Source organism: Streptomyces sp. NPDC048416, from assembly GCF_043200435.1.
GTDB lineage: Bacteria > Actinomycetota > Actinomycetes > Streptomycetales > Streptomycetaceae > Streptomyces.
The window spans coordinates 1-13,479 of the sequence record NZ_JBICXU010000012.1; the positions used below are offsets into that span (position 1 = coordinate 1).

The window sequence follows — 13,479 nt, forward strand, 5'->3', positions numbered from 1 at the left end:
GTGATAGCGGAGCTATCGGGGCGTTTCGGCAACGCCGCGAGGTGCCGTGCCAGGCGCCGCACCCCCGGCCATGATCCACCAGACACCCCCTAGCTGCTTGGCAGGGCGCATCCCGCGCCCGGCCGCCCGAGGGCACACCGTCCGTACGAAGGAGTAGGTTCCTTGACCGCTCATCCCCGAAAGAGCGCCGGCCTGCGAGGGTTACTGGCCCTGTTGACCACGCTGTGCGCGATCGCCGGTGCCGCCGCACTCGGTACGGCTCCGGCTGCGGCAGCCGACCAGCGCCACGCCATCTACGCCATCGCACACCGCGTAGACACCCTGGACGGCGTGGACGCCGCACTCAAGCACGGCGCCAACGGCATCGAGATCGACGTCTGCTCCTGGTACAACCCGAACGAATGGCGCGCCTGGCACGACTGCTCCTCGGCCGGTGAGACCCGGCACGGCCCCAGCTTCGACAGCATGATCGACCGCATCGTCTCCAACGCCAGGGCGGGCCGTCGGCCGGCGCTGGTCTGGCTGGACATCAAGGATCCCAACTACTGCGGTGAGGCACCCAACCGCGCATGCAGCGTCGCCGGACTGCGCGACAAGGCGCAGCGCCTGACGGCCGCCGGAATCCAGGTCCTGTACGGGTTCTACGAGTACCACGGCGGCAGCACTCCGGACGTCGGAGGCCGGGGCTGGAAGAGCCTGGAGGGCCGGCTCGGCCCGCTGGAGGGCATCACGACCACCGGGACCCGCGACCAGGCCGTCGGCGCCTTCGACCGGTCCGGCTCGGGATTCCCCACCGGCCACCGAGCGATGGACTACGGCGACACCGACATCACCAACGGCTTCGGCAACTGCACGGAGCCGAGCCGAAAGACGTGCGCGGAGCTGAAGAAGGGCGCCCAAGACCGTTCGGCCAAGCGGCTCGCGGCAACGTTGTCGTGGACGACCACGTACAACGACCCGTGGTACGTGGACAAGCTGCTCGGCGACGCGCAGGTGGACGGGATCATCGCGGGCTACGGCGCCTTCACCGGCGTACGTGAGTACGACGACACCTGGAAGTGCGCCAACGCCATCAACCTCATCCGCGACTGGGTGGGCAAGCACAGCTCCACCCACCGCATGGCCACCGGCGCCGACCGCCTCTTCAGGTAGCGGGCCCGCCACGGCTCGTTCCGTCCGGCGGGCGCGAACCGTGGTGGTCAGCCACCGCCTTGCCCCGTGCCGAGGGCTGTCTCGTCCGTGATGAAGTCGATCAGGGCGGGCATCCCTGCGCGGGCGAGGACCTCGCGCTGGCGGTCGGCTCCGGTGCCCTCGCGCAGGAGCCGGTGGATCAGCGGCTCCACATGGCGGGTGTCGCCGTGTTCGTGGAGGGCCTGGGTGATGTGTTCGGCGAGCTGGTAGAGGACGTCACCTGCGGCATGCGGACGGCCTTCGGGGTCCAGAAGGGTCGCGCTGAGGCCGTACCGTGCGGCGTGCCACATGGCGGCCTGGAGGAGTTCGGGTTTGCATTCGGGTTCGGGTACGGCGTCCTTGTGTTCGCGCAGTGCGGTGGCCGCCAGGGCGCGGACGATCCCGGCGAGCATGACCGCGTCGTCGGCGCGCAGCTGCACGTCCATGCAGCGGACTTCCAGGGTGGGGTAGCGCTCGGAGAGCCGGGCCTGCCAGTACAGCTGTCCGGTGTCGCCGATGGTCCCGGACCTGAGCAGCGCGTCGATGCGCTGTTCGTAGTCGCCGAGGCCGTCGAAGTGCGGCGGGAGACCGCTGACCGGCCAGCGGCTGAAGACGGGGGTGCGCCAACTGGCGAACGTCGTGTCGCGGCCCTCCCAGAAGGGGGAGTTCGCGGACATCGCCAGCAGCGTGGGCAGCCATACCCGCATGCGGTTCAGGACCGCGACGCCCGTGTCGCGGTCCGGCATCCCGACGTGCACGTGCATCCCGTTGATCAGCAGGTCGTCGACCAGCCGGCCGCCCTGGTGCTGCAGTTGCAGATAGCGGCGTTCACCGGTGACGGGGACCAGTCCCGTCCCCGTCACCGGGGCGGCCGCGGTCGCGGCCAGCCGGCAGCCGGAACGCTCCGCTGCGGTACTCAGCGCGTGCCGCAGCCGCAGCAGATGACCGGCCACCTCCGTCAGCTCCCCGCACACGGGGGTGGCGACCTCGACCTGGGCCTGTAGCAGTTCCGGCTGGACCTCGCCCTCCGCGGCGAGCTGCTCAAGTCCGGCGGACCGGCGCACCTCCTCGGACAGGGCGGCCGGATGCCCGGTGCCCGGATGGAGCAGCAGATACTCCTCTTCGACCCCAACAGTGATCATGGAAGGTGTCTACCCGCGCCACGCCCTGTCCTATCGGTTCCCGTGCAGAACCCCGGCCCGGGCGTCCCGGCCGCCGCGGGGCCCGTCCGGCAAAGACTGATTCAACTCCCCTTCGGCCGGGCAGCCCGCGTCCGGCCCGCCGGGGCAGGCCGGACGGTCACATCATCCGGAAAACACGGTGTCCGACGCAGAAACGTCGTATTCCCCCCGGGCGCGGGCACGGCCACACTGCTTCCACGGTGCGAGCGCGTTCGGTGTGGTGAGAGGCCTTCGGGGCTCTTGCTCCCGTCGCACCGCGTCCCGCCGGAATCGGCCGCCGGGAGCATTGATCAGGGGGATCCATGCATTATTTCAACCCCGCGGGGCCTGCGGCGCCTGCGCCCACGTACACCTCGACGTCTCCACTTGAGGCACACGCGTGGGTGGCGGACGCGGCCGCCGGTGTCGGGTACACCTTCCTGAACGCGGGTGCGCCCAACATCGTGGGGTCGACCACGACCGGGCTCCGCGTCTCGGCCAATGGCCGCTTCGCCGTGGAGGACTCACCGGTGACGCGCCGTCAGGCCAAGCACTTCTTCGCCACGGCGGCGACCGTGGCCCAGTGGAACCGCACCCTGGCCCGCCAGGGCTCCATCTTCCAGTTCTTCACCGACCCCGCCCACACGGTCACCTTCACCCTGCCCGGCGCCGGGGCGCCGACCGTCCTGGACCGCGCCCACCCCGCCAACCTGAGTGCGCCGGTCCAGCGGATCGGCAACGAGATGACCACGACCGAGAACTGCGACGGCACCGTCCGCGAAGTGATCGGCTCCGGCATCCAGCCGACGCCACGGCTGGGCGCGCCCGTCTTCCTCGGCACCACCCTCGCCCAGCAACAGACCTTCTTCGAATACCACATCGCCAATCACCTCGCGCACGGTGCGCCCGTCGCCGACATCGTCGCCGCCCCCGCCGCGGCCCTCGCCGCCACACAGGACGCCATCGCCCTGAACTGGGGGCAGGACCTCGCCGCTCTGCTGGCCGGCGCGGTGCCCCCGCACAACGCGGCGATGGCCGCCCAGATCCAGGCGCTGGGAGTGAACGCCTTCGCCCGCCCCACCGCCGTCGGGCAGGGCCTCTACACGGGCTCGCTCGGCGCGCGGCATGTCGCCGCCGCCGGTCCCCAGGTCCAGGACCACACCAACGGCCGCCTGCTCACCGACCCGGTCAACCTCAACCGCGTGGCCTGGGGCTTCCACTGGGGCGGGGTCATCGGCATGGACGGGACCGATTACCTGACGCTGGAGAACTACGCCAGGAACGGGGAGAACGCGAACGGACTCGGCGCCGATCTCTTCTACTTCAACATGTACGGGACGGGAGCCGGGGAGAGCTGGCACGAGACGTGGGAGACCCCGAACGGTCTCAGCAAGGGTTTCGCCAACGGCATCTCGCTCGTGGTCGAGGCGGCGAGCCCTCCGGGCCTGCGCTACTTCGTCGCGGGCAGCAAGAACAACCAGGCCGACGTGACCGGGGCGGCCCATGACCAGGACGCCCAGGAAGCACTGTGCCAGGGCCTCAACTATGCCAACATGCACCTCTACGCCGACGGTCTGGCCGCCCAGTTCGCGGACCGGGGCCGTCGCAACGCCTGGATCAACGCGATCACCGCGAGGCTTGCCGCCCCTCCGGCCTGGCTGACCCCCACCACCACCGCGTTCGCCCAGCACGTCCTCAACGCCCTCAACCATGTCAGCGTGCCGCCGCTGTGACAGCCCCGGCCGTCGTGCCGGCCGCGTGGACCGAGGTCAGTGAGAGAAGGCCAGCAGTTTGGCGATGGCGTTGCGCTGGATCTCGGAGGTGCCGGTGAGGACACGGAACATGCGGATCTTGCGGAAGAGGTATTCGATCTCGTTGCCCTGGGTGAGGCCTTCCTTGCCGTGGATCTGGACGGCCTCGTCGAGGATGCGGAAGGCGGACTCGGCGACGAACAGTTTGCACATGAATGCCTCCGCGTGCGCCTCGCGTCCCGCGTCCAGGGTGGCGAGCGCGGCGTACGTCATGGAGCGTGCGGCGTAGAACTCGGTGGCCATGTCGGCGACCTTGTGCTGGATGGCCTGGAGCATGAGCAGGGGCTGTCCGCCCGCCACCTTGCGGGTCCTGGTGCGTTCCAGGGTGAGGGTGAGGGCGCGGCGGGTGGCGCCGAGGACGGTGGGGCAGTGCAGCAGCCGGTTGGTGGTCACCCGGCCGAGCGCGATGCGCATGCCGTTGCCCTCCTCGCCGAGGAGGTTGACTGCGGGGACGAAGCAGTCGTCGAGGACGATGTCGCTTTCGATGTGCTCCCCGGACATGGGTGTCGCCCCGTCCTCGACGCGGCAGCCGGGACTGTCCAGGTCGACGAGGAAAGCGGAGAACCGCGGCTTGTCGCCCTCCTGCTCGCCGGTCCCGGCCATGCGCGCGACGACGATCGCGAAGTCGGCGAAGGGACCCGCGGAGGAGAAGACCTTGTGCCCGGTCAGCCGGTAGCCACCGCTCGCGGGGACGGCGACCGTGCGCATGGAGCGGACGTCGGAGCCGGCGTCGGTCTCGGTGAGGGAGAAGCAGCATGCTCGTTCGCCGCGGATCAGCGGGAGAAGGTAGGTGTCCAGCTGGTGTTCGGTGGCGTACTTGAGGATGTCGCCCGCGCGCAGCGGGCCGCCCATGTCGCCGAGCACACTGTGGGCCAGGACGCGGCCGCTCGCCCCCGTCTCCTCCTTCAGGGCGGCGAGTTGGGTGTGGGTGAGGTTCTGGCCGCCGTACTCCTCGGGGAGGTGGATGCCGTAGAAACCGAGTTCGCGGCTGCGGCGCCACACGGGTTCGAGGTCGGCGCGGGTGAGCCGGGCGGTGTGGGTGAGGCCGCGTTCGCGTTCGTGGTCGGCGAGTTCGCCGTCGAGGTAGTCACGCAGCCGGTCGACGAGGTCGGCGGTGCGGGGGTCGGTGTAGGTGGGGCGGAGGGAGAAGGTCACGGCAGACTCCGAGCGGGGTGGGGTCAGTTGACGCGGCGGGCGGTGTGCGCCCAGAACTGTTCGCGTACGGCTCTGCGGTCGAGCTTGCCGTTGCGGTTGTGGGGCAGTTCGCCGACGAGGTCGACCGAGCGCGGTTTCTTGAAGCGGTCCAGCCGGTCGGCGCAGAAGGTGATCAGTTCCTCCGCCGTGACGGCAGCGCCGGTGTGGGGGACGACGACCGCCTTGACGGTCTCGCCCCACTGCTCGTCGGGCACGCCGACCACACAGGCTTCCTGGACGGCGGGGTGTTCGTACAGGGCGGCCTCGACCTCGGTGCAGTAGATGTTGAACCCGCCCGAGATGATCATGTCTTTCTTGCGGTCGACCAGGAAGAGGTAGCCGTCCTCGCGCATCCAGGCGAGGTCGCCGGTGTGCACCCAGCCGTCGCGGAAGGTCTCCGCGGACAGCTCCGGCGCCTGCCAGTACTCCCGTACGCAGTCCGGGCCGCGCACGATGACCTCGCCGACCTCGCGCGGACCCACTTCCCGTCCGGCCTCGTCGACGATGCGTATCTCGGTGTCGTAGGAGGCCCGTCCGCAGGACTGGAGCAGTTCGGGGTCCTGCCCGATCGCGCGGTCGATGTCCTGGCTGCTCAGCGCGGCGACCACACTGGTCGTCTCGCCGAGCCCGTATCCCTGGGCGACGACGGGGCCGAAGAACTCGACAGCGTCGCGCAGGCGTTGGGGCGAAATGGGGGCCCCGCCGATGCGCACGCTGGTGAGCGAGGACAGGTCGTGGCCGTCGGCTCCGGGGTGGGCCAGCACCATGTTCAGCATCGCCGGCACCAGGAAGGTCGCGGTGATGCGGTCCTTCTCGACCGTTTCCAGGAATGCGCGTGGGCTCCAGGCGGGCAGGACGTATGTCGTGGAGCCGCCGAACACCCCGGCCAGCAAGCCCATGCCGGTGGCGTGGGTGATGGGCCCGCACGCGAGGTAGCGGGTGCCGGGCCGGGGCCGGGACTCGTCGGTCATCAGCAGCTTGCGCATGTTGGCCAGGCGATTGCCGACGGTCTGCACGGCGGCCTTGAGCGCGCCGGTGGACCCGGAGGTGAAGTTCAACACGCACGGATCGTCCTCGTCGACCTCGACGTGGACCGGCTCCTCGTCTCCCTCGGCCATCAGGCCGGCGTAGGAGACATGGCCTGACGGCGGCGCGTCGTCGTCCAGGGAGACGGGCAGGCAGTCCGTGCCGGCCGCCTCGATCGCGGCGAGGGCGTCCTCCCGGTGCGCGGCGTCATGGATGAGGACGCGTACGGGTGCGTAGCGCAGGATGTGCTCAATCTCCCCGCGCCCCAGCCGGGCGTTGATCGGCGCACGCGTCAACCCGGCCTTGTACAGGGCGAATTCCACCTCCACGAGCTCACCGCGGTTCCAGGCGAGGCAGGCCACTGCGTCGCCGGGGCGCAGGCCCCGGGCGGCAAGGGCGCAGGCCAGGCGGTTGGCTGCCCGGTCCAGGTCGGTGAAGGTCCAGACGCGGTCGCCGCAGACGAGTGCGGGGGCCTGGGGCCAGTGGCGGGCGCTGCGCGACAGATACATGCCGAGATTCATGAGGGCCTACTCCGTAGGGACATCATAGATTTACATGCTGGCCAGTTCCAGACAGCTTGTTCATTAACGTGTGGCGTGTCAAGAGTCTCCTAGACTGAGCACCCCGGCACGTCGTCGGCGCGGCCGTGGGGCGACGATCGAGGAGGGGTGGCATGGCGCAGGACAGGCGGACCAGACGCTCGCGCAGGGCTCTGGGGGCGGCCTTGGTGGAACTGGTCCTTGAGCGCGGCTTCACCGCGCTGACCGTGGAGGACATCACCGAACGCGCGGATGTGGCACGCGCGACCTTCTACGCGCACTTCCGCGACAAGGAGGACTTGTTCGCGCGCGTGACCGGGGATCTGCTGGCCGAACTGTCCGAGCGCCTTGCGCCCGCGGTCGCCGACAGCGCGGTCGGCTTCACCGGCAAGCCTGTCCTCGAAATGCTGCGGCACGCGCGTGCGGAGCGTGACCTCTACCGGATCGTGCTGCGCGGCGAAGGCGACGGCAAGCCGCTCGCGATGTTCGTGGACTCCTGTGCACGGGCCACGGCCGAGGAGTTCCGTGCCCGGGCCGAACGCAACGCCGTCCAGCCACGCATCGATCCCGAGCTGCTGGCCCGGGTGTGGGTCGGCGAGCAGATCGCGGTACTGCGGTGGTGGGTCGAGCAGGACACGCCGTCCCTGCCGGCCGAGGAAGTCGTCCGCATGCTGCTCGACCTGGCGTTGCACGGCCGGTACTGGGCGAGCGGCTTCCCGGCGCCGCGCTGAGCGGCCCGCTCCGCCCCTCCCCCGGTTCAGCTCGCCGCGGCCAGTCGCCGCACGTCACGCTCGGGCCGGATCGCGCTCAGCGCGACAAGCCCGCAGACCATCATCACGGCGGCCGACAGCAGGAAGGCCTGGGTGTATCCGGCACTCTGGGAGGACGCCGAGTCCAGCAGGCGCCCGGTCAGATACGGGGCGATCAGGCCGGGCAGGGTCCCCGTCGCGGCGACGACGCCGAAGACGGCCCCGCGCTGCGCTGGAGGTACAACGGCGGCCGTCGTCATGTAGTGCAGCGGAAAGGCGATGGCGTGCGCGCCGAACGCCACCGCGAGCAGGGCCAGGAGCAGCCAGCGGGCACCGGCGAGCGGGAAGGCCGCCATGGCCAGCGCGGCAACGGCCACCGCGATCCCCTGCGGCGCGCCGCTGGACCAACGGCCGCTCACTCCCCGCCGGTTCAGCGCGTCGACCACGGGTGAGACGGCCAGCAGCAGCACGAAGCTGAACGCCGACACGCCGCTGATGAGCGCTGCCGACGCGCCGGGCGACATGCCCAACTGCGTGCGCAGGTAGGCGGGCAGCCAGGCCTGGCTCAGGGCCAGGGCCCAGGAGGCACCGAAGGCGCCCGCGATGCTCCCCAGCACCGTTCCGTTCAGGAGCAGCTTGCGGTACGGCAGCCGCCGCGGCGGTGCGGGTTCGCTCGCGGCGCCGGGGGCCCGCTCCTGGCCGTACGGTCCGTCGTGTCCCGCACTCCACCAGGCCAGGCTCCACACCACGCTCGCCAGGGCGAGCGCCGCGAAGGCGGAGCGCCAGCCGAACGCGCCGATCACCCACGTGAGGACCGGCGCGGCGATCAGCGTGCCGAGCGCGGCGCCGCTGATCTGGAGCGCCGAAGGCAGCCCGCGCCGGCCCTCGGGGAACCACTTGTACAGCGCGTGCATGGACATCGACGCCGCGGGCCCTTCGGCCGCGCCCAGGAGCACCCGCCCCGCCACGAGCGTCGGTACGGAAGCCACGAAGACGACGGGCAGTTGCGCCACGGCCCAGACCGCGGCCATCACGAACAGCAGCGCCCGGCAGGACACCCGGGCCGAGACGAACCCGACGACGAGACCAGAGAGGCTGAACAGCACGGCGAACGAGCTCGATATCAGGCCGTACGTGCTGTTGCTGATGTGCAGATCGTCCATGACCGGGACGGCCGCGAGGCCGAGGACGGACTTGTCCGCGAAGTTGACCAGCATGAACGTCACGACCAGCGCGGCGATCACCCAGGCGCGCCGGCGCTCGGCCCGTGGCTGTGGCGGAGGTCCCGGGGTATCCGGGCGGAGGACGGTTCGAGGCTGCGCTTTGACCATCGGGCACTCCAGCGGCTCGGGGAGCATGCGATCGCCGAGCGTTCTCATACACCCTGTCTGCTAACGATCGGCTGATGTGGCAACCTAGGCGCCCATGGGCCGTGAGGTCAACGCTTCGACGGGCCCCAGCCCCCGGGAGCCCGATGCGAAACAGGTGCGACGCATGCCGCGGACAACCCCGCTGAGCGATCTGCTGTGGACCCGCGGCGATGTGGATCCGGACTCGGTCCGCCGCTTCATGTCCCGGGGCCGTGAGCTCTCCAACCGACGGGCCTTGCGGGGCCGGGCGACATGCGGTCGAGACCCAGCGCTACGACGCGGTGATCGCTTCCCAGTTGCGGCCATTCGGCTACAGCCGGCCGACGAGCATCCGCGAGAACCCGCTGACCGCCCCCACCATCGGAGTTCCGGGAGCAGCGTTCTGCTACGAGAGCGGAACCGTGGGGGCACTGGCCGAAGTGGCGCGCCGGGCCACCGGAGAAGTACTGCGCCGAGTCATCGGATTGCCCACTTCGGCCTTGCTCAGCGACCTGCTGTGGACGAAAATCGGCGCGGCCGACGACGCGTACTGCATCCAGGACAGCCAGGACAGCGAGGGCAGCACGGGCAGCGAGGGCGTCGACGCGCGGCCCGCGGTGGCTTCAGCGGGCTGACAACCTACGCGCCCCCATCAGGCGGCGTGTGCCGTCCGGGCCGGCTTGGGAAAGCCCCGCTCCCTTTCTCCGGTCCGGCCGGCCGTGCGACTGACAGCCGGTCCGGCGTGCTCGGCCCGGGCTTCCTCCAGGAGGCCCCGCCAAGAGGTGACGGCGGGCCGGCGGCGCAGCAGGGCACGCCGCTCCCGCTCCGTCATGCCGCCCCACACCCCGAACTCGATCCGCTCGTCCAGCGCGTGTGCCAGGCACTCCGTGCGTACAGGACACCTCACGCACAGGGCCACCGCCTCGTGCTGTCGGGCACCTTCGGCGAACAACGCGTCGGCGTCGCCCTCATGGCATGCGGCCCGCTCGTTCCAGTGCAGCTCCACCCCAACGACCTCATTCTCTGTTCCCGGCCGGATTCCCTGTTCCCGGCCAGTGGAAGTGTCCGGCCTGCTTGCGCGCAGCGTGTGCGAACGGCGAACAGTCCGCATGGCCCGACCGCACCCTTCGTCGAGGCCACACGTACCCCCAAAACGTGATCTTGCACGGCACGACGGGCTTGCTCCTCCCCCGGCACGAGCGCCCCGGCCGCGCCTTCCCTCGGCGGGCGCGCATCGCGCGAACTCCACTCCCCGAGCCACCGTCAGCACGAGGCGCGCCACGCGTCCGGCCGGGGTGTGAGCACCGCGGAGACGACCGCGCGGGACGAGGCCATGACATCGGCCAGGAACCGTCCGCGCCCGACGCCGAGCCGGCGCAGCCCCGGGCCGTGGTCGACCGCGACCACCACGGAGACCGCGAACAGAAGGGCCCGCCACAGGAACATCGTCGGACGGCGTGCGGCGCGGGGCAGTTCGGCGAGGGAGGTGTGGAGCCGCTCGCAGTGGAACGGGACGTGGCGTTGCTCGTCGGCCAGGATCCGCCCCGCCACGTCGGAGGTGAGCGGGTCGCAGGCGCCGTCGCGCAGCGCCCGGTAGTAGCGAAGCGCCACCACCTCGGCGATCATCAGCACCAGCAGCTCCGTGCGCAGGCCGAGCAGACGACGCAGCCGTACGAAGACCGTGTCGCTCCAGTGCCCGCTCAGCGTCGACTTGCCTCCCGCGTCGAGCAGCCGGGCGAGGAGACGGGCATGGTTCTGTTCCTCCGCGATGAACAGCCGGACCGCCTGCGCGTAGTCCGCGTCACCCGCCTGGTCCGCCTTGCCGACGAGATTGGCACCGTCGCCGTCCTCGCCGACCTGGAACCGTTGGATGCCGGACCACACCGCGGGATGCAGTGTCGCGCCCCGAGCCCAGTCCGGATCCCCGCGACGCCGTCTGCGCTCGCGCTCGTCCTCGAACCTCTTCGTCCACTTGGCGAAGCCGTCCGTGCCCATCCGCTGCCCCACTCCCCGACACAGCCACTGTGCCTTGAGGAGTGAAGACGCAGGCGGCCACCACATCGTTCCCCTCGCCGGGTAGGTCCGGGCCACGTTCGGTCCGCTCGGACTGACCCGGCGCGGCGTACTGGCCGGCGTGGACGGGCTGCCCACGGCTCCCTTGCCGCCACCCAGGCCATCGTCTTCAAGCTCGAACGCCCTGGGCACATCAAAGCCATATGGCTGACCCAGCATGCCGCCTATGCTGCGGGAATGATCAAGCCGATTGAACTCGTCATATTCGACTGTGACGGTGTGCTCGTCGACAGTGAACGCATCGCGGTGCGCATCCAGATCGCGTTGGGAGCGGAGCTCGGCTGGCCGCTGACTCAGGCGGACGTCATAGACCGATTCATCGGGCGCTCACGGGAATCCATCTGCGAACAGATTGCCCAGCGGCTGGGGCAGGAGACCGCCGCCTTCTGGTGGAAGCAGCTGGTTCAGCGCCACCGGGAGGCGGTGGACGCAGGACTTGAGGCCGTGGACGGGCTGCCCGAGGCACTGGCCGGGATCAGCCTGCCGGTCTGCGTCGCCTCCAGCGGCTCCCACGAGAAGATGCGCCACACTCTCGGCGTCACCGGACTCTACGACCGGTTCATGGGCCACATCTTCAGCTCCACCGAGGTCTCCCGGGGCAAGCCGGCCCCCGACCTCTTCCTGCATGCGGCACGGCAGATGGGCATCGATCCTGCGGCCTGCGCCGTGGTCGAGGACAGCTACCCGGGCGTCCAGGCCGCCCGCGCCGCAGGGATGCACGCCTTCGGCTACGCGGGTGGGCTCACCCCGGCCGAACGACTCGAAGGCCCCGGCACCATCGTCTTCCACGACATGCGCAAACTCCCCGCCCTCATCAACGAGCGGTAGACCCGCCCTCCCTGCGTCATGCAGCCGAGCAGGCGCGGCGGTTGCCCGGGCATGATGCCCAAGAAGACAGCTGCGACCATCGAACCACCAGCGCGGCGGCGCCGCCGACCTCGCCCCGCTCACCCCATCCCCGCTCCTCCCGTCCCCGCCCTTCCCCTCCCCTCCCGCGGTTCCGCCCCGGGCCTCGATCCCGGCGGTTCGGGCGGCTCGGGCGGCTCGGGCGGTGCAACGGGCAGCCCCGCCCGCGGCGCGTCGTGTCTCAGCGGAAAGCGGCCAGGTTGCGAGCGACCCAGTGGTCGAAGGGGTGCGGAGCTCGGCCGAGGACGCGTTCCACGTCGGGGCTGATCCGCGATTCGGCCGGGGTCGGGGCGGCGATGATGTCCAGGGTGTCGTCGGCGAGTTCCGCCGGCACCCAGCGCGTCATCCCCTCCCTGGCCTGCTCCCGGGTGAGTTCGTGGAACCGCACCGGCGAGCCCAGCGCGGCGGCGATGGTCTCCGCCTGCCGACGCGGCGTGATCACCTCGGGCCCGGTCAGTTCGAAGACCTGACCGGTGTGCCGGTCATCCAGCAGGCAGGCTGCCGCGACCTCGGCGATGTCCACCGGGTCGACGACCGGAACCCCGACGTCGCCGAAAGGCGCGGCAACCGTCCCGTCCGTCCGGACCGACTCCGCCCAGGCCAAGGCGTTGGAGGCGAAACCACCCGGTCGCAGAACGGCCCAGTCCAGCCCGGACTCCCGCAACGCGTCCTCCACCGCTCGCATCGCCACCCGCGAGGGGCCGAGCGGCCTCGTCGCGACGCCCTGCGAAGACAGCAGGACGACCCGGCGAACCCCGCCTGCCGCGGCCTGGCCGATGATGTCGGCCGGCCGGGCACCGGGCGCGTGCAGGTCGCCGGACAGCAGAAGGAACAGCGCCTTGGCCCCCTCCCACACGGGCGCGAGACTCGCCGGCTCGGACAAGTCCGCCACCACGTGACGGACCCCGGCCGGCACGTCCGCCGCGCGCCGTGACACCGCCGTCACCTGCTCGCCGGCCTCGGCCAGAGCCTGCGTCAAAGGTCGGCCCACATTCCCGGTAGCCCCGGTCACCACGATCATGTCCAGCTCCTCATCCGTTGATCAGTACGGGAGTTGACGCTAGGAGGTGGGCTCACTTCTGGTAAGGACGTACCCAGAGGTAAGCTCCGGACATGGGAGAAGGCTCGCAGCTGGGACAGGCCGGGACGGCCACGTCGTATGAGGTGTTTCACACCGACTGCCCGGCGCGCGGCGTGGTCGACCACGTGACCAGCAGGTGGGGCGTGTGGGTGCTGATCGCCCTGCGCAACAACGACCTTCGCTTCTACGAGCTGCGCGACAGCATTCAGGGCATCAGCGAGAAGATGCTCGCCCAGACCCTGCGCGGGCTTGTCGAGGACGGGCTGGTCCGGCGTCGGGTCGAGCCGACGACGCCGCCCCAAGTCACCTACGGGCTCAGCGAGTTCGGCCAGGACGTCGGCGAGCCGCTGACCGACCTGCTCGACCGGATCACGCGCAGGCTGCCGCCGGCCCCCGCGCGCTAGCGCGACGGGGGGCCGGG

The 13,479-nt window shown here is 70.6% G+C and carries 12 protein-coding genes and 1 pseudogene; 6 read left to right on the top strand and 7 right to left on the bottom strand.

The window, feature by feature from the left end:
• Positions 1-162 precede the first annotated feature (162 nt).
• On the top strand, positions 163-1,152 hold the full coding sequence (locus ACGFW5_RS17395) for a phospholipase (protein WP_393835089.1): 990 nt from the start codon (positions 163-165) through the stop codon (positions 1,150-1,152).
• Between the two features lie 47 nt (positions 1,153-1,199).
• Here ACGFW5_RS17395 and ACGFW5_RS17400 read toward each other — a convergent pair whose 3' ends face one another.
• The gene (locus ACGFW5_RS17400; protein WP_393835090.1) at positions 1,200-2,312 is read right to left on the bottom strand and encodes a glutamate--cysteine ligase; all 1,113 of its coding nucleotides are present in this window, start codon (positions 2,310-2,312) and stop codon (positions 1,200-1,202) included.
• A 341-nt stretch (positions 2,313-2,653) separates the two neighbouring features.
• Here ACGFW5_RS17400 and ACGFW5_RS17405 point away from each other — a divergent pair, with 341 nt between their 5' ends.
• Positions 2,654-4,063: a hypothetical protein gene (locus ACGFW5_RS17405; RefSeq protein WP_393835091.1), complete on the top strand. Its 1,410-nt coding sequence runs from the start codon at positions 2,654-2,656 to the stop codon at positions 4,061-4,063.
• 36 nt (positions 4,064-4,099) lie between these two features.
• Here ACGFW5_RS17405 and ACGFW5_RS17410 read toward each other — a convergent pair whose 3' ends face one another.
• A complete protein-coding gene (locus tag ACGFW5_RS17410) occupies positions 4,100-5,296 on the bottom strand; it encodes an acyl-CoA dehydrogenase family protein (RefSeq protein WP_393835092.1) in 1,197 nt (398 codons plus the stop codon).
• A 23-nt stretch (positions 5,297-5,319) separates the two neighbouring features.
• Positions 5,320-6,882 (bottom strand): class I adenylate-forming enzyme family protein, encoded by a 1,563-nt coding sequence (locus tag ACGFW5_RS17415; protein WP_393835093.1) that lies wholly within the window; start codon positions 6,880-6,882, stop codon positions 5,320-5,322.
• Between the two features lie 152 nt (positions 6,883-7,034).
• Here ACGFW5_RS17415 and ACGFW5_RS17420 point away from each other — a divergent pair, with 152 nt between their 5' ends.
• Positions 7,035-7,631, top strand: coding sequence for a TetR/AcrR family transcriptional regulator (locus tag ACGFW5_RS17420; protein WP_393835094.1), 597 nt, complete (start codon positions 7,035-7,037; stop codon positions 7,629-7,631).
• A 26-nt stretch (positions 7,632-7,657) separates the two neighbouring features.
• Here ACGFW5_RS17420 and ACGFW5_RS17425 read toward each other — a convergent pair whose 3' ends face one another.
• Positions 7,658-8,893 (bottom strand): MFS transporter, encoded by a 1,236-nt coding sequence (locus ACGFW5_RS17425; RefSeq protein WP_393835095.1) that lies wholly within the window; start codon positions 8,891-8,893, stop codon positions 7,658-7,660.
• Between the two features lie 338 nt (positions 8,894-9,231).
• Here ACGFW5_RS17425 and ACGFW5_RS17430 point away from each other — a divergent pair, with 338 nt between their 5' ends.
• Positions 9,232-9,633 (top strand): hypothetical protein, encoded by a 402-nt coding sequence (locus ACGFW5_RS17430; protein WP_393835096.1) that lies wholly within the window; start codon positions 9,232-9,234, stop codon positions 9,631-9,633.
• A 17-nt stretch (positions 9,634-9,650) separates the two neighbouring features.
• On the opposite strand, the pseudogene ACGFW5_RS17435 reads toward ACGFW5_RS17430, so the two are convergent.
• Both ACGFW5_RS17435 and ACGFW5_RS17440 read right to left on the bottom strand, forming a co-directional pair.
• Positions 9,651-10,018, bottom strand: a pseudogene (locus ACGFW5_RS17435) (WhiB family transcriptional regulator).
• Between the two features lie 243 nt (positions 10,019-10,261).
• Positions 10,262-10,993, bottom strand: coding sequence for a ferritin-like domain-containing protein (locus ACGFW5_RS17440; RefSeq protein WP_393835097.1), 732 nt, complete (start codon positions 10,991-10,993; stop codon positions 10,262-10,264).
• A gap of 255 nt (positions 10,994-11,248) precedes the next feature.
• On the opposite strand from ACGFW5_RS17440, the gene ACGFW5_RS17445 reads away from it, so the two are divergent.
• Positions 11,249-11,899 (top strand): HAD family hydrolase, encoded by a 651-nt coding sequence (locus tag ACGFW5_RS17445; RefSeq protein ID WP_393835098.1) that lies wholly within the window; start codon positions 11,249-11,251, stop codon positions 11,897-11,899.
• A 259-nt stretch (positions 11,900-12,158) separates the two neighbouring features.
• Here the strand turns inward: ACGFW5_RS17445 and ACGFW5_RS17450 are convergent, their stop codons facing one another.
• Complete coding sequence (locus tag ACGFW5_RS17450) at positions 12,159-12,998, bottom strand: SDR family oxidoreductase (RefSeq protein WP_393835099.1); 840 nt, start codon at positions 12,996-12,998, stop codon at positions 12,159-12,161.
• A 92-nt stretch (positions 12,999-13,090) separates the two neighbouring features.
• On the opposite strand from ACGFW5_RS17450, the gene ACGFW5_RS17455 reads away from it, so the two are divergent.
• Positions 13,091-13,462 carry a winged helix-turn-helix transcriptional regulator gene (locus ACGFW5_RS17455; protein ID WP_393835100.1) on the top strand — a complete coding sequence of 124 codons (372 nt, stop codon included), beginning with the start codon at positions 13,091-13,093 and terminating at the stop codon, positions 13,460-13,462.
• Positions 13,463-13,479: the final 17 nt, after the last annotated feature.

Coding starts and splice junctions, on each gene's coding strand:
- ACGFW5_RS17400 (WP_393835090.1), bottom strand. CDS start 2,312: ATGATCACTGTTGGGGTCGAAGAGGAGTATCTGCTGCTCCATCCGGGC.
- ACGFW5_RS17405 (WP_393835091.1), top strand. CDS start 2,654: ATGCATTATTTCAACCCCGCGGGGCCTGCGGCGCCTGCGCCCACGTAC.
- ACGFW5_RS17415 (WP_393835093.1), bottom strand. CDS start 6,882: ATGAATCTCGGCATGTATCTGTCGCGCAGCGCCCGCCACTGGCCCCAG.
- ACGFW5_RS17420 (WP_393835094.1), top strand. CDS start 7,035: ATGGCGCAGGACAGGCGGACCAGACGCTCGCGCAGGGCTCTGGGGGCG.
- ACGFW5_RS17440 (WP_393835097.1), bottom strand. CDS start 10,993: ATGGGCACGGACGGCTTCGCCAAGTGGACGAAGAGGTTCGAGGACGAG.
- ACGFW5_RS17445 (WP_393835098.1), top strand. CDS start 11,249: ATGATCAAGCCGATTGAACTCGTCATATTCGACTGTGACGGTGTGCTC.
- ACGFW5_RS17450 (WP_393835099.1), bottom strand. CDS start 12,998: ATGATCGTGGTGACCGGGGCTACCGGGAATGTGGGCCGACCTTTGACG.
- ACGFW5_RS17455 (WP_393835100.1), top strand. CDS start 13,091: ATGGGAGAAGGCTCGCAGCTGGGACAGGCCGGGACGGCCACGTCGTAT.